This window comes from Arcanobacterium pinnipediorum (assembly GCF_023973165.1).
Taxonomy (GTDB): domain Bacteria; phylum Actinomycetota; class Actinomycetes; order Actinomycetales; family Actinomycetaceae; genus Arcanobacterium; species Arcanobacterium pinnipediorum.
Map to the genome: position 1 here is coordinate 1,600,408 of NZ_CP099547.1, position 20,185 is coordinate 1,620,592.

A 20,185-nucleotide genomic window follows, 5' to 3' on the forward strand; every position below is an offset into this window, starting at 1 on the left:
GGTGGCGGCTAGAACTGGCGCGTCATTAGCGCCCAAATAGTGCGATACGAACGATAAAACTCTGAAACTGGCAAGAATTCATGCACTGAATGGAAGTTGAAACCCCCGGTGAAAATATTCGGGGTCGGGATTCCTTGAGTTGATAAGTATGACCCATCTGTGCCACCGCGCATAACCAGTGGACGCGCCGGGCGCCCAGTGGTGAGCACAGCAGCCTGCAAATCCTGGACTACCCACTGATTTTCTGGCTTTAGCGCGTCAGCTATGTTCGCATACACATCGTCGATCTGACACGAAATCTGCGCCCGCGGATGACGCTTCTCGATCTCCGCTACCGCCCGCAGAATCTCGGTTTTGCGTTCTTCATATCTGGCCTTATCGTGGTCACGGATATTGAGTGTAACGATCGTTCGAGCCTGGTTACCGTCGATACCTTGGACCCAAATATATCCCTCGCGTCCTGCAGTACATTCGGGAGTCTGGTTGCGATCGAAACACGAGATCAGATCGTGGGCAACTAGGTTAGGATTAACCAACACTCCTTTGGCCGACATCGGATGAGCAGTCACCCCAGCAATCTCGACGATTGCTTGACCGGCATTAAACGTCTCGTAGGCTATTGTTGATTGCCCCTCGCAATCAACTGTATAGGCGCCAGCTACCGCGAAACGCGTCAAATCAAGTGCCTTAGCTCCGCGTAACCCAATTTCTTCATCCGGGACAAAAGCGAGGACAATATCGCGGTGTTCGACCTCGCCCAGGTGAGAGAGCGCCGTCATGATCGAAGCCAATGCTGCCTTGTCATCACTGCCCAGCACCGACGAACCATCGGTGCAGATGATGTCCTCTCCTAGATAGTCTTCAAGAACAGGATACTGGCGCGGGTCTAGGACCTGGCCGTGACCTAGTTCGATTCGCTGCCCAGAAAAGCGGACAAGCTGTGGGTAAATATCTGGACTCAAACCGACGTCGACGGTATCTAAATGGGCACAAAACCCCAATGCCGGGCCGGGCAGCGTTCCGGGAAACCGCGCTGTGAGGCACGCGTAGTCATCGAGAACGACGTCGATCGCACCGATTTGACGTAATTCATCGGCGAGTAACTCGGCTAGAACGCGCTGACCGGGACTGGTGGGAACAACCGGATTGGAGGCATCGGATTGACTGCTGATCGCTACGTAGCGGAAAAATCGTTCCACCAGCTCTTGGGTTAGACTCGTTGTGTGCATTGCTCTGCCGTATTTTCTCGTTGAGACTTCGTTTTGTTACTTGGTCTCTATTGTACGGCTTGAACCAGCCTCGGCTATGACTATCGGCAGCAGTTTTGGAAAAATACTTGACGCATGCCGTGTATTGTTCGTAGGATAAGAAACCTATAGAGGTTGCAACTTTCATAGGCAAGACTCAAGAGACGCTCTAGCGCGCTCTTGGGTCTTTTTTGTTTTCAGCACAAGCAGTAAGGACAAGGATGGGGCTAGCGGACAATTGTTATTGATGGTTTTGCTGTTTTTCGTTGCTAGGGTGGGGTTTTCTGGAAAGAAACTCGTTTCGACTCGAGTTTTTGGTTGGACAATAGTTATTGATTTTGTTGCCAGTTATCCGCGTGATAGCAGGGAAAAATTGTGGTGAAAGTCGGTTGCATACTAGTGGGTATGAGATCGAACAAGAAACACTGCCCTACTTGTGGTGAAGGCATGGTCAAAAACGGTAAAGACAAATGCGGCCACCAACGCTGGATCTGCTGCTCATGCAAGGTAACCTCGCGTTGGCATAACGACGTCACTTCGCGGGATTTGCGCGCGTTCTTAGACGTTCTGACTGGGAAAACCACGCAGCGAGAACTTCCTGGACAGGGCCGGACCTTCCGACGCAGGAGCGCTGTGTTGTGGGAGATCTGGCCGATATGCGAACCCGATGGGCAAGACCACCGCGTGATCCATGTTGATGGTATCCATTTAGGCCGCGATGCTGTCATTCTGATCGCCTGCAGCCCCGAATATGTGATTGCCTGGCATGTGGCCAGACGTGAATCGACCCAAGCCTGGCTGGACCTGCTCGCGAAAATCCCACCACCCGGTATGGTCGTGGCTGACGGGGGCACAGGTTTCACAACAGCTCGGGCACGATTGTGGCCCTCCACGCGTGTCCAACGCTGCACGTTCCACGCCTATCAACAGGTCAAACGCTACACGACCACACGCTCACGAACTGAATGTGGCAGACAGCTCTACCGGATCGGTGTTGATCTATTGCATGTGAAAACTCCCGCACACGCGCACGCATGGATCGATAGCTTCTATGCTTGGCGTCACCGTTGGGCTGGGTTCCTGGCCGAGAAAACCCGTAACGAGAAAGGAAAACTAGTCGATAAACACGAGCGGCTCGTCAAGGCTGGCAATAGTCTGTCTAGGCTGGTCGATAGTGGCCATTTGTTCACGTTTCTCAATCCCGATCTTTACGATGACGGAGAAATAATCGGTTCTCTACCAGCGATGAATAACCAGATCGAGGGAGGTATCAACTCGCCTTTACGTGAACTGCTGCGCCGTCATCGGGGTATGAGTATCGATCACCGGATCCGTGCAGTGTCATGGTGGTGCTACCTACACACCGAGAACCCTGCCAACCCAGCCGAAATCCTGCGTATCATGCCCACCAACACGGACATCATGCGCGCTTACCAGCAAGCCGCAGCCCGACACCGAGCCGACCACAACAACCATCGCTGGGGCAACGGCCTTGACTGGAACGAACTCCACACCCACACACCCTACCGCAACGACTACTAACCCAAAATCAATAACTTTTGTCCTATAACCCCAAGGATGTCTACAAACAAGAGCGCCAACGGTATTATCGACGCCGTCGGCGGACCAGAGAATATACGATCTCTCACCCACTGCGCGACGCGGCTACGCTTCGAACTCAACGACGCCGATCTGGTCAAGGCAGCAGATCTGGAACAGATTCCTGAAGTCCTTGGCACAATGGCACAATCAGGTGATCGCTATCAGGTGATCGTGGGCGGCGCAGTTGAATCGATGTATAGCGCAATCAATGCGCTACCGCAGATGGCTAATCGCGCCAAAGCAGGCGAATCTGATGAAGATATCAAGGCGGCAGCTCGTTCCAAAGCGCGCGGCAAGTCAGCATGGCTCGATACCTTCTTCGAATACCTTTCTGATTCTTTCCGCCCTATTCTTGGCGTGCTCTTGGGAGCATCGCTGATCATCGCCTTCGCTGCTGTTCTTGACGCGCTCGGCGTCGTCGACTTCCGCGCTGCCGATAAGGCTCCCGGGTGGGTGTTCGTCGATTCCATGTGGCATTCAGTATTCTACTTCCTGCCCATCATGGTGGCATTTAACGCCTCTAAGAAACTCTTAGTTGATCCGTGGCTCGGGGCAACCATCATGGCTGCATTCTTGACCCCCGACTTCCTCAAACTGTCCAACTCAGAGCTTTACACCACTCTACAATGCGTGGAAAACGAGGCAATTAAACAAACTACCTGTTCGATTGACGTTTTCGGTTTGCCACTGACCTTGCCAGATTATTCCGGTAACGTTTTCGTGCCATTGATGATGGTGCCCGTACTCGCATTGGTCTACCGCAACTTGAAGAAGATCATCCCCAGCAACGTCCAGATGGTTTTCATTCCATTCATCTCCATGATCGTCCTCATTCCGCTTACTGCTTTCCTCATCGGCCCATTGGGCATCTGGATCGGTAACGGTCTCGGTTTCGGCTTGGCATGGATGAACACCACTGCTCCATTCATCTTCGCAATCGCAATCCCACTCATCTACCCATTCCTCGTGCCACTCGGTTTGCACTGGCCACTGAACGCCATGATGCTCGTCAATATCCAAACCTTAGGCTATGACTTCATTCAAGGCCCAATGGGTGCATGGAACTTCGCGTGTTTCGGCACCACCGCAGGCGTGCTCTACTTGGCAATCCGCGATAAGGACAACGTCATGCGCCAAACCGCTTCTGGTGCACTCGCAGCCGGCCTCTTCGGCGGCATCTCCGAACCCTCACTTTACGGTATTCACTTACGCTTCAAGCTCGCCTACTCGCGGCTATTGGCTGGCTGTTTAGCTGGCGGCCTTACTATCGCAGTATTGAGCTTGCCATTTGGCGGGGTGACCACAGACGCCTTCGTCTTTACCTCATTGCTCACTATCTCCGTCTTCGATCCGGCTTGGGTTTACTTGATCGCAATCGCGGTAGCATTCACAACCTCGATGTTGGCTGTTATCGTCCTCGATTACCGTCCACGCGAGGAACGTCCTTCCTACATTCGCAAGCACACCGTCACTCTTCCCGATAACACCGTAGGTGTTCCCATCGCAGGAAAAGTCATCTCCCTAGACGACGCCGGTGATCAAGTATTCGCCTCACGCGCTCTGGGTGAAGGTTTCGCCGTCGTCCCAGAAGTTGATGAAACTGGTAACGCCACCGTCGTCGCCCCTATCACTGGAACCGTGTCCAGTGTGACAAAGTCTGGACATGCTTTCGGAATCAAATCGGCTGACGGCACGGAAGTTCTCGTTCACGTCGGCATTGATACCGTCAATCTCAAAGGTGACGGGTTCGATGTCAAAGTTGCTAAGGGCGAGCAGATCACAGCCGGACACCCGCTGGTCGCGGTAGACTTTAAGAAAGTTGCCGCAGCAGGATATGCCACCACCGTGATCGTCACGGTCACTAATACGCGTTCCTTTGCGGCAGTAACACCAGTACTGGCAGAACATGCAACCGTACTTACGCCAGGTGTAACCACCCAACGTTAAGGACACCCATGGAGATTCTTCGAATCTTTAATAACAACGTCGTCTTGGCCCGTCAAGACTCTGGCCGTGAGGTCATCGTGACGGGCCGGGGCGTCGGCTTTAAAGCCCGGGTAGGGCAAGCTCTCAATCCTGAGTTAATCGTGCGCGTTTTTGTCCCACTAGATGGTCGCGATCCAGACCATCTAGGAGCTCTGATCGCTCAATTGAGCGACAACGTCCGCGATCTCGTACACCGAGCGATGGTTGATGCACACTTTTCTGACGAACAGCTCTCGAGCCCCACACTCTATATAGCGTTATGCGACCACATCGAGTTGGCGTTGCGCCGAATCAAAACTGGTGAAACGCTACAATACCCGCTCCAGGCGGAAGTCGAACATCTCTACCATGCCGAATACGTTCAAGCTGGCATGTTCTTAAAGTCATTAAATACGCTACTTACTGCCAACGATCATCCGCCGTTGCCTGCGCATGAGAGTATCGCTGTGGCACTACATCTTGTCAATGCCGGGTTTGCCGGCGGTAATCTGGCACACACGTACACAATGACTGGTCTTATCCAGCAGGTTATCGATGTTATCGGGGCAACATTTGGAGTTCGCCTTGACCAAACGAGTGTCAACACTGCTCGCCTAATCACGCACATGCGCTACCTATTCGTCCGTATCTTCCAAGGCAAACAACTCACCGATGAGATTTCTAGTATTGCTGCCGCCATCCGAAGCTCACTGGTAGCCGAATATGCGTGCGCCGAAAATATTAATCAACTCATTTCGCTACGTTTAGGCACCGAGCTCAACGACAACGAAATCGCCTACTTGGCGATGCATATTTCCCGAGTTACGTCCGTTCAAGACTAAACAAGTGTATATTTGCCGAGTTATATCTGCTCGAGATTGAACTAGAGGATGGGAGACTGAAAGTTCAGTCTCCCATCCTCTACGTTGTTTCTCAGCCTGCCCGATATTTGACTTCGGCTGAGTATAATTAGTTGTTCGGTTGAGTTCTCCCCTGTTTGGCTCCACTATACGTGGCAGACATCGTGCCGATGTTCCGCCAAGCTCTGCTTCCTTACAGGAGGAACTTCACGTCTGGATGGATCAGCTTTTCAACTGCTGCACGTGCGTCTGCTGCCGTTGGAGCATCTAGCGCGTATGCGGCCATTTGCTGGCAGGTGGACAGATCGTGGAGTTTGAGTGCTGCACGTACTGCCCCAACCTTTGACGGTGCCATCGATAGCGACTGGACGCCTAGTCCGGTCAGAACCAGGGCCAAGAGTGGATCTCCGCCTGCTTCACCACACACTCCCACATACTTTCCAGTGGCGGTACCACCTTGGCATGCGAGTCGAATCATGCGCAGCACAGCTGGCTGCCAGACGTCAAGGAGGCTGGCAAGCTCGCCTTGCATACGATCAGCAGCCATGGTGTATTGAGCGAGATCGTTGGTGCCAATCGACGCAAAGTCCACTACGGAAAGTAACTGTGCGGAGTTGATGGCAGCTGCAGGGACTTCGATCATGATACCCACTGATGGCAAACCAACAGCTCGCGCTTTTTGGGCAAACCACTGTGCTTCTTCCATTGTGGCAATCATCGGAGCCATCACGCGTACATCAGCACCCGTTGCCTTATAGGCAGCTGCTAGTGCTTGGAGTTGCGCGTCCATAAGATCTTCACGGATCCGGGTCAGCCGAACACCGCGGCGTCCAAGCGCCGGGTTTTCTTCTTCGCCGAGGTCTGCAAATTTCAGGGGTTTATCAGCGCCGGCATCTAAGGTGCGTACTGTGACCCGACGTTTTCCAAACGCTTCAAATACTGTTTTGTATACTTCGGTTTGCTCTTCAACACTCGGAGCTGCTTCACGGCCCAGGAACAGGAATTCGGTACGGAATAACCCCGAACCTTCAAGGTCTTTTTGGGCTGCTCGTTGTGCATCATCAGCTGTACCGATATTGGCAAGTAGTGCAACGCGATGACCGTCATACGTCATTCCAACTCCGTGAGAATCCGCTAACGCCTTTTCACGTTGTTCGGAACGTTCGGTTAGCAGATCGACGTCGTCTTGCGAAGGTGCGATAATGACTTCGCCAACCCCACCATCGAGTGCCATAGTAGCGCCAGCTTCTTGGGCTTGGGTGGCATATTCGACTACTTTTCCAACGCGCACCGCTGCCGGAATACCGAGCTGTGCAGCCAAAATCGCTGTGTGGCTCGTTGGGCCACCTTCTGCGATAACGATTCCGAGAGCTTTTTCAGGATCGAGCGTCGCGGTTTCAGCGGGAGCAAGATCGCGGGCAACAATAATAGAGGGCTGCGCAAGTTCCGGAATACCGGGCATCGGTAGGTTACGCACGACGGCAATCGCACGATCTCGTACATCGTAGAGATCGGTGGCGCGTTCTGCCATATATCCACCAAGTTCGATGAACATATCGGCATACTTTTGAATCGCATCAGAGATGGCTCGGGTAAGACCGGAACCATTTTTGAGCTCTTTGACGATTGCTTTCTTCAAACCCCGATCGCGCGCCATTTTGGCGGTGGCGCTTAAAATCTCTTGCGCTTTTTCCGAGGCGTGTTCGGCGCGGTCCAGCAGTTCGCTCGCAACCGTTTCGAGGGCCTGTGCGACCGTTTCACTCGCCTGGTCTACGTCTGTGGTTCGTGGCTCATTTGGGTCAATTGTTGGGGCCGGAGATACGACTGCGATTGCGCCGTGGGCTGTTCCAGCCGATACGCCAATTCCAAGTAGTACGCGATGCTCTACCGCCATAACATCACGCGTCCAGATCGGTAGAGATCAGTTCTGCAAGCTTGTCTAGCGCCTCGGTAGCGGTGTCGTCTTCGGTGGAGATGGTGACTTCGTCACCGTGATCTGCACCAAGAGACATAATATCGAGTACCGATGCTGCGTCTGCTTCTTCGCCATCGAGGGTGAGGGTGAACTCTACTCCGGTGGCTTCGGCAGCTTCAGCAAGCAGAGCTGCCGGACGTGCGTGGAGTCCGACGGTGGACGCTACGGTAACTGTTCGAGAGATCATGAGTGATTCCTTCCTCTTTGAAGGTGCTTTACGCATACGACTTCAACATTCTTGATTGTTGCCAAAAATAAAAAAGCCTGAGATATGCGAACGCATTTCTCAGGTTTTGCCTTTTCAGTAACAACCCTGTTAGTGGACTTTATCCACTCCCTAGTTTAGCGCATTGCCCTACACATAATCTAGGTCTATGCCGAAAGAAGATAAGATCAACGTTCGCTGAGGGAAAAGTTAGCGCTATAGTTCACACAACATAGTGAGCTTGATGTTGGTATGTCTGTTTGGTTTGTGATTGTGTGTTTGTGGTTGGGAGGGGTGCGGGTGTTTACTGGTTTATTCTATATACACGAAAATGGTAGGAGACACAACCACAATAGTTTAACCTACTGGGTGGTGTCTCCTACCTTGTCAATAATGTGTTGACGGCGGTGTCCTACTCTCCCACACTCCCTCGAGTGCAGTACCATCGGCGCTGGTAGGCTTAGCTATCCGGGTTCGGAATGGAGCCGGGCGTTTCCCTACCGCTATGACCACCGTCAAAAATCTTGGAGTTTAATACCACCACCACTGTATTTTAGTGTGGGGGTTGGGAATCGTATAGTGAACGCGAAACATGTTAATATCGTGTCTTTTGTTAAGTGGTTGGCCATTAGTACCAGTCAGCTCCAACAATTACTTGTTGTCCACGCCTGGCCTATCAACCCCATGGTCTATAGGGGGCCTTCAAAACATTAAATGTTTATGGAAACCTTATCTTAAAGCAGGCTTCCCGCTTAGATGCTTTCAGCGGTTATCCCTTCCGAACGTAGCTAACCAGCCATGCACCTGGCGGTACAACTGGCACACCAGAGGTTCGTCCGTCCCGGTCCTCTCGTACTAGGGACAGCCCTTTTCAAGTTTCCTACGCGCGCAGCGGATAGGGACCGAACTGTCTCACGACGTTCTGAACCCAGCTCGCGTGCCGCTTTAATGGGCGAACAGCCCAACCCTTGGGACCTACTCCAGCCCCAGGATGCGACGAGCCGACATCGAGGTGCCAAACCATGCCGTCGATATGAACTCTTGGGCAAGATCAGCCTGTTATCCCCGGGGTACCTTTTATCCGTTGAGCGACGGCGCTTCCACAAGCCACCGCCGGATCACTAGTTCCTACTTTCGTACCTGCTCGACCTGTCGGTCTCACAGTCAAGCTCCCTTGTACACTTACACTCAACACCTGATTGCCAACCAGGCTGAGGGAACCTTTGAGCGCCTCCGTTACCATTTAGGAGGCAACCGCCCCAGTTAAACTACCCACCAGGCACTGTCCCTGAACCAGATCATGGTCCAAGGTTAGACATCCAGCACGACCAGAGTGGTATTTCAACAATGACTCCATCACCACTAGCGTGGCAACTTCACAGTCTCCCACCTATCCTACACAAGCCGTACCGAACACCAATACCAAGCTATAGTAAAGGTCCCGGGGTCTTTCCGTCCTGCTGCGCGTAACGAGCATCTTTACTCGTAATGCAATTTCACCGAGTTCGCGGTTGAGACAGCGGAGAAGTCGTTACGCCATTCGTGCAGGTCGGAACTTACCCGACAAGGAATTTCGCTACCTTAGGATGGTTATAGTTACCACCGCCGTTTACTGGGGCTTAAATTCACAGCTTCGAACACAAACGTGTTCTAACCGTTCCTCTTAACCTTCCAGCACCGGGCAGGCGTCAGTCCGTATACATCCACTTACATGTTCGCACGGACCTGTGTTTTTGATAAACAGTCGCTTCTCCCTGGTTTCTGCGGCCATCACCCCTAGCCAGAAAAGGCTTCAAGGATCAGGCCCCCCTTCTTCCGAAGTTACGGGGGCATTTTGCCGAGTTCCTTAACCACGATTCACTCGCTCGCCTTAGTATACTCTACCCAACTACCTGTGTCGGTTTCGGGTACGGGCGGCTAAAACCTAACGTCGAGGCTTTTCTAGACAGCACAGGATCACTCTACTTCCCCACAATAATGGGTCATCATCCAGCCTCACCCTTCACGCTTCCCGGATTTACCTAGGAAACAGGCCGCACTGTTAAACGTGGCAAGCCATTAGCCACGCGAAGCTACCACTCTGCGTCACCCCTGTTAACACGCTTGCCTACTACATGCTCAGGCCCCACGCTCCCCACACACCATCAACCCGAAGGAAGACAATGGCAGATCGGATGGTTAGTATCACACGATTCAGCATTGACGGTCTTTCGCCGGTACCAGAATATCAACTGGTTACCCATCGACTACGCCTGTCGGCCTCGCCTTAGGACCCGACTAACCCAGGGCGGACGAACCTGGCCCTGGAACCCTTAGTTATACGGCGGACGGGATTCTCACCCGTCATTCGCTACTCATGCCTGCATTCTCACTCGTACGAAATCCACAACCAGTTACCTGTGCTGCTTCACCTCACGCACGACGCTCCCCTACCCAACAAAACACTAATGTCTCATTGCCACGGTTTCGGCGGTGTGCTTAGCCCCGCTACATTGTCGGCGCAGAATCACTTGACCAGTGAGCTATTACGCACTCTTTCAAGGATGGCTGCTTCTAAGCCAACCTCCTGGTTGTCACAGCAACTCCACATCCTTTCCCACTTAGCACACGCTTAGGGGCCTTAACCGATGGTCTGGGCTGTTTCCCTCTCGACTACGAAGCTTATCCCCCGCAGTCTCACTGCCGTGCTCTCACTTACCAGCATTCGGAGTTTGGCTGACGTCAGTACCCCGATAAGGGCCATCGGCCATCCAGTCGCTCTACCTCCAGTAAGAAACACACGACGCTGCACCTAAATGCATTTCGGGGAGAACCAGCTATCACGGAGTTTGATTGGCCTTTCACCCCTACCCACAGGTCATCCCCTCCATTTTCAACTGAAGTGGGTTCGGTCCTCCACACGCTCTTACACGTGCTTCAACCTGCCCATGGGTAGATCACCCCGCTTCGGGTCTAGAACATGCAACTAAAATTCGCTTTTTAAAACTCGCTTTCGCTACGACTACCCCACACGGGTTAACCTCGCTACATGCCACTAACTCGCAGGCTCATTCTTCAAAAGGCACGCCATCACCCCTACCAAGGAGGCTCTGACGGATTGTAAGCGTCCGGTTTCAGGTACTATTTCACTCCCCTCCCGGGGTACTTTTCACCATTCCCTCACGGTACTATCCACTATCGGTCACACGAAGTATTTAGGCTTACACAGTGGTCTGTGCAGATTCACACGGGATTTCACGTGCCCCGTGCTACTCGGGCACCACATAAGACAGACTGACATGTTACAACTACCGGACTCTCACCGTCTACGGTCCAGCTTCCCAACTGATTCGCCTACACACCAGCATTTATCACTATCCGACCCCTCATCGGCGGGATCAAACATGGCCCCACAACACCACACACGCAACGCCCGACAGCTATCACACGCACATGGTTTAGCCTCATCCGCTTTCGCTCGCCACTACTCACAGAATATCTTTTCCTACGGGTACTAAGATGTTTCACTTCCCCGCGTTACCCCCAAACACCCTATACATTCAGATGCTGGTAACTAGAAATAACTCTAGCCAGGTTCCCCCATTCGGACACCCCCGGATCACAGCTCGTTTGCCAACTCCCCGAGGCTTATCGCAGGCTACAACGTCCTTCATCGGCTCCGTATGCCAAGGCATCCACCGAACGCTCTTGAACACTTACAAAAAACCAAAGATGCTCGCGTCCACTATACAATTCTCAACCACCACACCAACACCACACCCCCAAACACCCCACAAAAGAGCATCCAGAAACACAGGCAGCACGGAGTATTACCCCACACCCCAACAGCATGCCAGCAATCCATAACAACATTTCCACTAAAAACCACCACAACCAACACCCCCAAAAAACAGGGACATCAGCCACACCCACAATAAACAAAACCAGGTGTGAAGGCAGCTCCTTAGAAAGGAGGTGATCCAGCCGCACCTTCCGGTACGGCTACCTTGTTACGACTTCGTCCCAATCGCCAATCCCACCTTCGACCGCTCCCCCCAAAAAGGTTAGGCCACGGGCTTCGGGTGTTACCAACTTTCGTGACGTGACGGGCGGTGTGTACAAGGCCCGGGAACGTATTCACCGCAGCGTTGCTGATCTGCGATTACTAGCGACTCCGACTTCATGGGGTCGAGTTGCAGACCCCAATCCGAACTGAGACTGGCTTTAAGGGATTCGCTCACCCTCACAAGCTCGCAACCCTCTGTACCAGCCATTGTAGCATGCGTGAAGCCCAAGACATAAGGGGCATGATGATTTGACGTCATCCCCACCTTCCTCCGAGTTAACCCCGGCAGTCTCTCGTGAGTCCCCACCATAACGTGCTGGCAACACAAGACAAGGGTTGCGCTCGTTGCGGGACTTAACCCAACATCTCACGACACGAGCTGACGACAACCATGCACCACCTGTACACCACCCCGAAGGCCACACTATCTCTAGCATGTCGCAGTGTATGTCAAGCCTTGGTAAGGTTCTTCGCGTTGCATCGAATTAATCCGCATGCTCCGCCGCTTGTGCGGGCCCCCGTCAATTCCTTTGAGTTTTAGCCTTGCGGCCGTACTCCCCAGGCGGGGCACTTAATGCGTTAGCTACGGTACAGGACCCATGGAAATGAAGCCCCACACCTAGTGCCCAACGTTTACGGCATGGACTACCAGGGTATCTAATCCTGTTCGCTCCCCATGCTTTCGCTCCTCAGCGTCAGTAACGGCCCAGTAACCTGCCTTCGCCATCGGTGTTCCTCCTGATATCTGCGCATTCCACCGCTACACCAGGAATTCCAGTTACCCCTACCGCACTCTAGTCTGCCCGTACCCACTGCAGCCCCGGAGTTAAGCCCCGGTCTTTCACAGCAGACGCGACAAACCGCCTACGAGCTCTTTACGCCCAATAATTCCGGACAACGCTCGCGCCCTACGTATTACCGCGGCTGCTGGCACGTAGTTAGCCGGCGCTTATTCAACACCTACCCTCAACTCTCGCCTTGTTCAGTGTTAAAAGGAGTTTACAACCCGAAAGCCTTCATCCCCCACGCGGCGTCGCTGCATCAGACTTGCGTCCATTGTGCAATATTCCCCACTGCTGCCTCCCGTAGGAGTCTGGGCCGTATCTCAGTCCCAATGTGGCCGGTCACCCTCTCAGGCCGGCTACCCGTCGAAGCCTTGGTAGGCCATCACCCCACCAACAAGCTGATAGGCCGTGAGCCCATCCCCCACCAGAAACCCTTTCCAACACCAAACATGCGTCCAGTGCAGAATATCCAGTATTAGACCCCGTTTCCAAGGCTTATCCCGAAGAAGGGGGCAGGTTACTCACGTATTACTCACCCGTTCGCCACTAATCCACCCCAGCAAGCTGGAGCATCATCGTTCGACTTGCATGTGTTAAGCACGCCGCCAGCGTTCGTCCTGAGCCAGGATCAAACTCTCCAAACAAAAACCAAACACCCCACAAAAGAGGCATCCAATCAATACACGTCCGAAAAGCCCAAACAGGCTCAACAAAACAGACAAACCAAAAACTAGCTCATCCAAAAAAATCAAAAACAAACCACAAAAGCTCGCCCTTGAAAAAACATAAGAGCAAACACACCAACCACAAAGGCCAGCACGCAAACCCTTACAAAACAATCATTATAAAAAGCTGACACACTATTGAGATATCAAACAACACACCCACACCCAACAACCACCCACAACAGGCAACCATCAAGAAGGATAACCCCACCAAACTAACACACAACCACACCCAAAACAAAATCCAGGACCAGTCACACATCAACTTGGAAAGAAAACACCACCACCAGAACACTCACACGCTCCGTGGCGACAGATAAAAACTGTACCCACCCACCCACACAACCGTCAAACCAAAATGACGTAAGCACCGCCACAATATCAATCTTCGGCGTCGTCACAACGATTACTCACAACGTAACCCAGGTGACATTGTTTTAACTAGACAAGCAGATCGCCGTCGTGGCATATCGGCTTTTCAGCGTCGCTCCGAATAAAGACAACGCTACGTGGCGGAATTTCTAGCCGCCTGGGTCATTAGTGGACGTGAGGGAGAAACTGTAGTTTAATATTAAACGACCGGTTTGCGGCACGTCCGCCACCAAACCCCGCGTAAAATCTAAACTACCCACAAAAATATGCATTTAAATGCTCAAGAAAGGCATGCAATGAAGAAAATAGCCGTTATTGTTGGCAGCACCCGTCAAGGATCGTGGAACCGACGCGTCGCCCAAGACCTCGTCTCGATGCTTCCCGAAGGTTTCGACGCCGAATTCCTCTCCCTTCAAGATCTCCCCTTCTACGATCAAGAATGGGACACACCCGAAACGATTCCGGCCGCCGTCGCCGAATTGCGCAGCAAGGCAGATGCTGCGGACGGCTTCATTATCCTCACCCCGGAATATAACCGCTCCATGCCAGCCGTACTCAAAAATGCCCTCGATATTCTCTCGCGCCCATTCGGCGCAAAGAAGATGTCTGGAAAACCAACGCTAGTGGCTAGTGCTACCCCAGGGGCGTTTGGCGGATTTGGAGCCAGCCGCGACTTGCGCAATGTGCTCGCATTCTTAGACGCTCAGGTCATCGGGCAACCCGAAGTTTATTTGAGTTTCGTTCACACCCTCTATGCCGACGGCGAGCTGAACGAAGATACCGCCAAATTCTTACGTAGCGTAGTTGCAAAGTTCGTGGACGCATTTCCACCACAAGCGAAGTAACAAGAATCTGGCGCTATAAACCTGAATAATAAAAGTTGTAAAGATAATTTCTATAGAGAGAGGTAATGAAGATGACAACAAGTTTCACTGGCTCCTCAGTTCTATCTGAAAGCCTACAAAAAGTTTTAACTGACGTCACCGCACTATCCTTAGTTGCCAAGCAGCTACATTGGAACGTAGTCGGTGTTGGTTTCCGTGGCCTACATCTGTACCTAGATGAGGTCGTAGCAATCGCCCGTACCGCATCTGACGATGTTGCCGAGCGCATGCGCGCAGTTGGCCTGATTCCTGATGGTCGCCCACAAAGCGTTGGCGAACTCAACAGCTTGCCTGCAGTGAAGGAAACCATTGTTTCTACTGCCGAAGCAGTCGAGGCGGCAGTTGCTGCACTCAACGCAACCGTTGGCACCATGCGCCAAGTTCACGAGAAGATCGACGCTGAAGATCCAGCCTCGGGCGATATTTTGCTTGACTACATTCGTCAGCTAGAGCAGCAAGCTTGGTTCATCGGTTCGTCGGTAGACAAGGCTTAAAACTTCAGTAGCCGAGGCGTAAAACACCAAAGTTACGAAAGCGGGTCGGACCTTGACTGGTCCGGCCCGCTTTGCTGTTTGCCATAATCGCGCTAACGGTGTGCCGAGTGGCGGTTAGCTCGCCAAGTTGTCGCGTATTTCGCACGGCCGGCATAGGCATTTATTTCTCGACGACGACGTCGATCCCGAGCGCCTCGGAGGCTTCTTGCACCGATCCTAGATTCTTCACGTCAGTAAAACCGATGCTCTCCATGTATTCTTGCGCACCGTGAGCACGGTTACCGGAACGGCAGTAGAGAATATAGGATGCGTTTTTATCCAGATCTTTAACCTGGTTTTTGAATTCTTCGTCGTTAACGTCAAAATTGACTGCACCTTGCAGGTGACCGCTCGCAAATTCTTCTGGGGTGCGTACATCGATAATCATCGCCGATTCACTTTCAGTTGTGGACGTGCTTTCTTTAATTGAACTCGTTGATTCCGCCGAGACTTGGGCAGATGTTTCTGGAGAACAGGCAACTAAGCCGACGCAGGCAAAAGTTGCGAGCGCAATTCGTAAAGTTTTCATAGGGTCATCATATCGCAATCTGCTTCGATATAACTGAAAGTGTATTACTGAGTGATTGTTGTGTGGTTTGATGATGACTTATCACGCCTTACGGCTGGTAAAACCAGCGAGTAAGTTCGGGGAGTGACCGAGTAAGTTCGGGGAGTGACTTCGAATAAACAGCTTTACATAACATTAAACAAAATAAATAACTTCAAACAACTATACTGGCTCTATGATCAAAAATCCGTTTAAACCGACTATGGGCATGACGCCACCACTGCTGGTGGGCCGCGAGGAAATCCTTAATGACGTCGAATTCGCTCTAGATAACGGAGCTGGAACACATGAACGAGTCACAGTTATTACTGGTCCGCGCGGCATCGGCAAAACCGCGGTGCTCAACGCCATCGAAGATCTAGCACTACAACATGGCTGGACCTACTTTTCCGAAACTGCAACGAAGGGCTTTGTACAGCGCCTGATCAGTAGCGCACAGGCCAAAATCGCTGAACTTTCACCACAGTCGCAACGGAAACTGACCGGCGTATCGCTTTCTGGAGTCGGCAGTCTCGACTGGAAGAGTGTGGAACCGGCCGCGACTTCGCCGTCGTTACGTCAAATACTGACGCGGGTGCTGGATCTGATCGATGAAGCTGACGAAAAACTCGGGCAATCGACGGGGCTGTTTATCACTCTTGACGAACTGCATCATCTTCAGCGCGATGAGATCATTGAGTTGGCCACTACGGTACAGCACTTGATTCGTGAATCTCGGAATATTGCTTTGTTTATGGCAGGGATTCCCGGCTCGGTCAAGCCGTTATTGGGTAACGACGCCGGACGCAATCCGATCACGTTTTTGCGGCGAGCAAATCGGGTTACGTTGGGACGTGTGGGAATCGATTTTGTGCGCCAGGGGCTGTCGGTTCCGGTCCAGAATCTTGGGTTGCGCTGGGAGAAGGACGCATTGGAAGAGGCAGCGCGGGCCTGCGACGGCTATCCGTTCACGATACAGTTGGTCGGCCAGTACTCATTTGCTGCTCGCGAGGGTGAGTTCATTACCGCAGACAGTGTCGCGGCTGGTATTTCACGGGCAGTAGCCAAGCTCGGTCAGTTGGTCCACGAGCCGGCTCTAGCTGATTTATCGGAACGAGATCGCGAATTCTTGCGCTCCATGGCGATCGACGACGACGATAGCGCAATATCCCAGATCGCTACTCGGATGGGGATTTCCGCTCAGTATGCAAACAACTATCGCAGGCGCTTGATTGACGCAGAAATGATTGAACCCACGCGACGAGGCAGGGTCAGGTTTGCATTGCCGTATTTGCGTAGCTATTTGCGAGAAAACTATAGCTAACTAGAAAGCGTTCGAATTTTGCGGTGTTCGGTCTTTTTTACGAACCGAACCTTCAAGGCACATACCCAAGCAAGGCTACGTATTTGCCGGGGCACTATAGTGCCCCGGCATTGCACACCAGTGATGGAGCGTTAGATCTCGATAGTTTGCCCTATGCCTTGTGCTGCAGCTTGCTCTAAGACTCGCTGGCCGCATACGACGTCGAGCACAGCCGAACCAACGCACTCAAAGAACGTAATATCTTGCGCACTTTGGCGCCCTGGTCGATCACCATTGATAATCTCTCCCAATGGCACACAATCTGCCGCGCTGAAATGGCCGGCGTTAATAGGGTTGATCAAGTCACCGGATTCCGCTAACGCATCGGCGGTATCGATGGCTACCAGACTGGCCGAACGAACCAAGGCTTCCGGAATCTCGGCCATGTCTGGGGTATATGATCCCATGCCATTGATGTGGGCGCCGGGCTTAATCAGTTCCGCATCGAAAACTGCGGTCTTTGAAATAGTCACAGCGGTAACGATGTCTGCGTCGTTGACTGCTTCGGCAGAAGTTTCTACCGCCTGGATTCGCGTCCCAAAATGGCTCAACCGCTGTGATTGCGCCGTCGCAAATGCTTGGGCGCGGGTAAAGTCGACGTCCATGACTTTAACTAGTTCAAGGTCGCGAACTGTCAGCATTGCTTCAAGCTGGCCAGATGCCTGCCCACCGGTTCCAATGAGTGCACCTACTTTTGCGTCTGGTCGAGCCAGTACGTCAGTGGCGGCTCCTTGCACCGCGCCGGTGCGAATCCGAGTCAGGGAGGTTCCTTCTAAAATCGCACTGACCATGCCAGTTCGAGGATCCATCATAATCACCTGGGCAGGCACCGCCGGAAGGCCTTGATTCACGTTATTCGGGTAGACCGAGACGATCTTGATACCTAAACTCTCAGCCGCAGGTACAGACGCTGGCATAAACAATGCCTGACCTTGATAGGCATCAACTGCCAGGTTCGTGCGCAACGGTACGGTTGCTTCGCCATGGGCATGGAACCCGAGAGCATCCTTACACGCCGCAACCGCAGCTTCCATAGTGAGTGTTTTTTCGATCTGTGCTGCAGAGAGGATAATCATCGTAGGACTGACTCCTTTACGTCACTGGTTGTTGATTCGGCCTGAGCAGAGGTGGCGCTACGATCTTCAGACGCACGGTTTTCCCGATATGCCATGAACATCGTGATAGCGGAGTAGACCAGCACTGCCACAACGATCCACTTGATCCAATACAACGGCAACGAGGTGACGAGGAATACTGCACACAGCACTCCCACCACGCCGAAGATTGCTGAAATAAACGTCAGTTTCGCAGAGTAGGAATCGAGGCGAATGAACTCGGTGGAGCCGATCGGCACCGATACGGCGCACGCGCCCATCATGATGGGGAACGCGGCAACTGGATTCATGCCGAGGGCAAAAATAGTGACCATAGTTAGTGCATAGGAGCCGATTCCGACGTTATTGAGCGCTCCGTAGACGAACATGAGGATCGTTGCAATGAATAGCTTAGGTAGCGAGAGTTCGGTGGCAGTGCCGTTGGATGGGATCCAATCTAGTTGGGTTGCAGTGATGACGGCTGAGGCAACCATCAGGCCGCTGGCGATGAAAAGTCGAATTGCGTTCACTGGCAGTTTCACGACGTAGCGTGGGCCGATATAGGCTCCGATTGCTTGGGCGATGACTAGGGTGAAAAGGGTTCGCATTCCGACGTCGACTGAGGAAATATAGGCGAATGCCATCACGGCAACTGGGATCACACACTGAGTATTGAGGGTGCCGGGAAGTCGGCGGTCGCTGACCCAGTTCATTTTGCGGTAGAGAACAGTTGAAATTGCGAAATCAGAGATTCCGAAGGTTGAGAAAAAGTAGATGATCGTGGAGCTGACGCTTTGCGCGACCGGGTTGCCCGGTTCCTTCAAGAAGGTTGCGCGCTTGCGGTAGAGATCTTTTGCGAAAGCCACAATAAAAATAAGGTTTGCAATCCCAATAAGGGTGAGCAAAACGTATTGCACTGAAGTCTCCTCACTGATAATTTCTCACTTTTCATTCGAGCACAAAAATTATAGTAAGTGTGGAGGCGAACTAACCCGGCCCAAAGACCCGAATTGGTCAGTTTTCGTTGTTGCCGGGAATCCGTGCGATCACAAAATTATGTGGATGCACGGTTTTGCGAGGAGTTGCTATGTAAGCCGCTAGGCTAATTCGTGGTGGAGTCTTGCCTAGAGCTAGCCTCATGAACAGCACTCGGATCGCCATTTGTGCCCGCGTACTGTGCGGAATGGGCAACTAATTTTGCAATATCGCTGCGAAGCGCCGTGATCTCAGCCTCTAACTGCGCGATAGATTGCCGTGAGTCTGCGGCGATCTCCTCATCGCGCAACGAATCACGCAACGCGTCAGCAGCATCGACTTTTTCCACCAGCCATGAAGCCAACATACCGGTAACCGCACCCAGCAACCCAATCCCGTAGAGCATCAACATAACGGCAACAATCCGGCCCGCTAAACTAACTGGATAGGTATCACCGTAGCCGACGGTGGTCACCGTCGTAATCGCCCACCACAACGCCGTCGGAAAATCCACAATGACAGCACCGGGCACCTCTTGTTCCACGCTGAGCTCAGCAAGCGCACCGATGAACACGACCATAAAGGCAGAACTGGCCGCATACCAAGCAACTTGACCCTGAAAATTTGATTCTGCTTCTTTGCCAAGATAGCTCATTAGCACCAACACTCTCAGTAGCCGCAACGGGCGGAACATTGGCAACAAAATAATCGCTAGGTCAAACAGATTTGCTTTGACGAAGGCTAGGCGCTTTGGTGCGAGGTAGAGGCGTAGCAGATAGTCAACTAAGAAGATACCCCAAATCACCCACTGTGTAGTAAAACAGAGATCACGTAACCCAGGACGCAACTCAAGATCAATAATCGGCCACGCATACACCACACAAAACAGCACCGCAGCCACCAGCAGTAGCGGCTCTGATTTTTTCATATATCTCTCTAGAGCTTGCCCATCTCGTTGGGATTTCATTAAATTCGCCTCCTGCTTGGCATCGTCTTATTCAACAAAAT

The 20,185-nt window shown here is 52.4% G+C and carries 13 protein-coding genes and 3 rRNA genes; 6 read left to right on the forward strand and 10 right to left on the reverse strand.

All coding sequences use genetic code 11. The features are described from left to right. Positions 1-8: 8 nt before the first annotated feature. Positions 9-1,229, reverse strand: a complete 1,221-nt coding sequence (locus NG665_RS07165; protein WP_252673031.1) for a peptidase T — start codon at positions 1,227-1,229, stop codon at positions 9-11. 465 nt (positions 1,230-1,694) lie between these two features. On the opposite strand from NG665_RS07165, the gene NG665_RS07170 reads away from it, so the two are divergent. From NG665_RS07170 to NG665_RS07180, 3 genes are read left to right on the forward strand one after another with little or no spacing between them, the layout of a single operon-like run. Continuing rightward, on the forward strand, positions 1,695-2,789 hold the full coding sequence (locus NG665_RS07170; RefSeq protein ID WP_252674049.1) for an IS1249 family transposase: 1,095 nt from the start codon (positions 1,695-1,697) through the stop codon (positions 2,787-2,789). A 36-nt stretch (positions 2,790-2,825) separates the two neighbouring features. Then, positions 2,826-4,796, forward strand: a complete 1,971-nt coding sequence (locus NG665_RS07175; RefSeq protein ID WP_252673032.1) for a glucose PTS transporter subunit IIA — start codon at positions 2,826-2,828, stop codon at positions 4,794-4,796. 8 nt (positions 4,797-4,804) lie between these two features. Beyond that, positions 4,805-5,656, forward strand: a complete 852-nt coding sequence (locus NG665_RS07180; RefSeq protein ID WP_252673033.1) for a PRD domain-containing protein — start codon at positions 4,805-4,807, stop codon at positions 5,654-5,656. Between the two features lie 211 nt (positions 5,657-5,867). Here NG665_RS07180 and ptsP read toward each other — a convergent pair whose 3' ends face one another. The 5 genes from ptsP to NG665_RS07205 all read right to left on the reverse strand — a co-directional run bounded on the left by ptsP (position 5,868) and on the right by NG665_RS07205 (position 13,328). Continuing rightward, positions 5,868-7,568 (reverse strand): phosphoenolpyruvate--protein phosphotransferase, encoded by a 1,701-nt coding sequence (gene ptsP, locus NG665_RS07185; RefSeq protein ID WP_252673034.1) that lies wholly within the window; start codon positions 7,566-7,568, stop codon positions 5,868-5,870. A 4-nt stretch (positions 7,569-7,572) separates the two neighbouring features. Continuing rightward, entirely contained in the window at positions 7,573-7,836 is a 264-nt protein-coding gene (locus tag NG665_RS07190; protein WP_252673035.1) for an HPr family phosphocarrier protein, read from the reverse strand. A gap of 417 nt (positions 7,837-8,253) precedes the next feature. Further along, positions 8,254-8,371: ribosomal RNA gene (gene rrf / locus NG665_RS07195) — 5S ribosomal RNA — on the reverse strand. Positions 8,372-8,462: 91 nt separating this feature from the next. Continuing rightward, a 23S ribosomal RNA gene (locus NG665_RS07200) occupies positions 8,463-11,555 on the reverse strand. A gap of 246 nt (positions 11,556-11,801) precedes the next feature. Continuing rightward, positions 11,802-13,328: ribosomal RNA gene (locus tag NG665_RS07205) — 16S ribosomal RNA — on the reverse strand. The 16S, 23S and 5S rRNA genes sit together here, the layout of an rRNA operon. 749 nt (positions 13,329-14,077) lie before the next feature. Between NG665_RS07205 and NG665_RS07210 the strand changes: the two genes are divergently transcribed. Further along, positions 14,078-14,626: an NAD(P)H-dependent oxidoreductase gene (locus tag NG665_RS07210; protein WP_252673036.1), complete on the forward strand. Its 549-nt coding sequence runs from the start codon at positions 14,078-14,080 to the stop codon at positions 14,624-14,626. A gap of 71 nt (positions 14,627-14,697) precedes the next feature. Continuing rightward, positions 14,698-15,159: a Dps family protein gene (locus NG665_RS07215; protein WP_252674104.1), complete on the forward strand. Its 462-nt coding sequence runs from the start codon at positions 14,698-14,700 to the stop codon at positions 15,157-15,159. Between the two features lie 160 nt (positions 15,160-15,319). Here the strand turns inward: NG665_RS07215 and NG665_RS07220 are convergent, their stop codons facing one another. After that, entirely contained in the window at positions 15,320-15,727 is a 408-nt protein-coding gene (locus NG665_RS07220; protein WP_252673037.1) for a rhodanese-like domain-containing protein, read from the reverse strand. 214 nt (positions 15,728-15,941) lie between these two features. Between NG665_RS07220 and NG665_RS07225 the strand changes: the two genes are divergently transcribed. Beyond that, positions 15,942-17,069, forward strand: a complete 1,128-nt coding sequence (locus NG665_RS07225; RefSeq protein ID WP_252673038.1) for a DUF8462 domain-containing protein — start codon at positions 15,942-15,944, stop codon at positions 17,067-17,069. Positions 17,070-17,200: 131 nt separating this feature from the next. On the opposite strand, the gene NG665_RS07230 is transcribed toward NG665_RS07225, so the two are convergent. From NG665_RS07230 to NG665_RS07240, 3 genes are all read right to left on the reverse strand, one after another. After that, a complete protein-coding gene (locus NG665_RS07230) occupies positions 17,201-18,184 on the reverse strand; it encodes a hypothetical protein (RefSeq protein WP_252673039.1) in 984 nt (327 codons plus the stop codon). Next, the gene (locus NG665_RS07235; protein WP_252673040.1) at positions 18,181-19,119 is read right to left on the reverse strand and encodes a sulfite exporter TauE/SafE family protein; all 939 of its coding nucleotides are present in this window, start codon (positions 19,117-19,119) and stop codon (positions 18,181-18,183) included. The genes NG665_RS07230 and NG665_RS07235 overlap by 4 nt, the downstream gene beginning before the upstream one ends. A gap of 185 nt (positions 19,120-19,304) precedes the next feature. Beyond that, positions 19,305-20,105, reverse strand: a complete 801-nt coding sequence (locus NG665_RS07240) for a potassium channel family protein (RefSeq protein WP_252673041.1) — start codon at positions 20,103-20,105, stop codon at positions 19,305-19,307. Positions 20,106-20,185 lie beyond the last annotated feature (80 nt).

Coding starts and splice junctions, on each gene's coding strand:
- NG665_RS07165 (WP_252673031.1), bottom strand. CDS start 1,229: ATGCACACAACGAGTCTAACCCAAGAGCTGGTGGAACGATTTTTCCGC.
- NG665_RS07170 (WP_252674049.1), top strand. CDS start 1,695: ATGGTCAAAAACGGTAAAGACAAATGCGGCCACCAACGCTGGATCTGC.
- NG665_RS07175 (WP_252673032.1), top strand. CDS start 2,826: ATGTCTACAAACAAGAGCGCCAACGGTATTATCGACGCCGTCGGCGGA.
- NG665_RS07180 (WP_252673033.1), top strand. CDS start 4,805: ATGGAGATTCTTCGAATCTTTAATAACAACGTCGTCTTGGCCCGTCAA.
- ptsP (WP_252673034.1), bottom strand. CDS start 7,568: ATGGCGGTAGAGCATCGCGTACTACTTGGAATTGGCGTATCGGCTGGA.
- NG665_RS07190 (WP_252673035.1), bottom strand. CDS start 7,836: ATGATCTCTCGAACAGTTACCGTAGCGTCCACCGTCGGACTCCACGCA.
- NG665_RS07210 (WP_252673036.1), top strand. CDS start 14,078: ATGAAGAAAATAGCCGTTATTGTTGGCAGCACCCGTCAAGGATCGTGG.
- NG665_RS07215 (WP_252674104.1), top strand. CDS start 14,698: ATGACAACAAGTTTCACTGGCTCCTCAGTTCTATCTGAAAGCCTACAA.
- NG665_RS07220 (WP_252673037.1), bottom strand. CDS start 15,727: ATGAAAACTTTACGAATTGCGCTCGCAACTTTTGCCTGCGTCGGCTTA.
- NG665_RS07225 (WP_252673038.1), top strand. CDS start 15,942: ATGATCAAAAATCCGTTTAAACCGACTATGGGCATGACGCCACCACTG.
- NG665_RS07230 (WP_252673039.1), bottom strand. CDS start 18,184: ATGATTATCCTCTCTGCAGCACAGATCGAAAAAACACTCACTATGGAA.
- NG665_RS07240 (WP_252673041.1), bottom strand. CDS start 20,105: ATGAAAAAATCAGAGCCGCTACTGCTGGTGGCTGCGGTGCTGTTTTGT.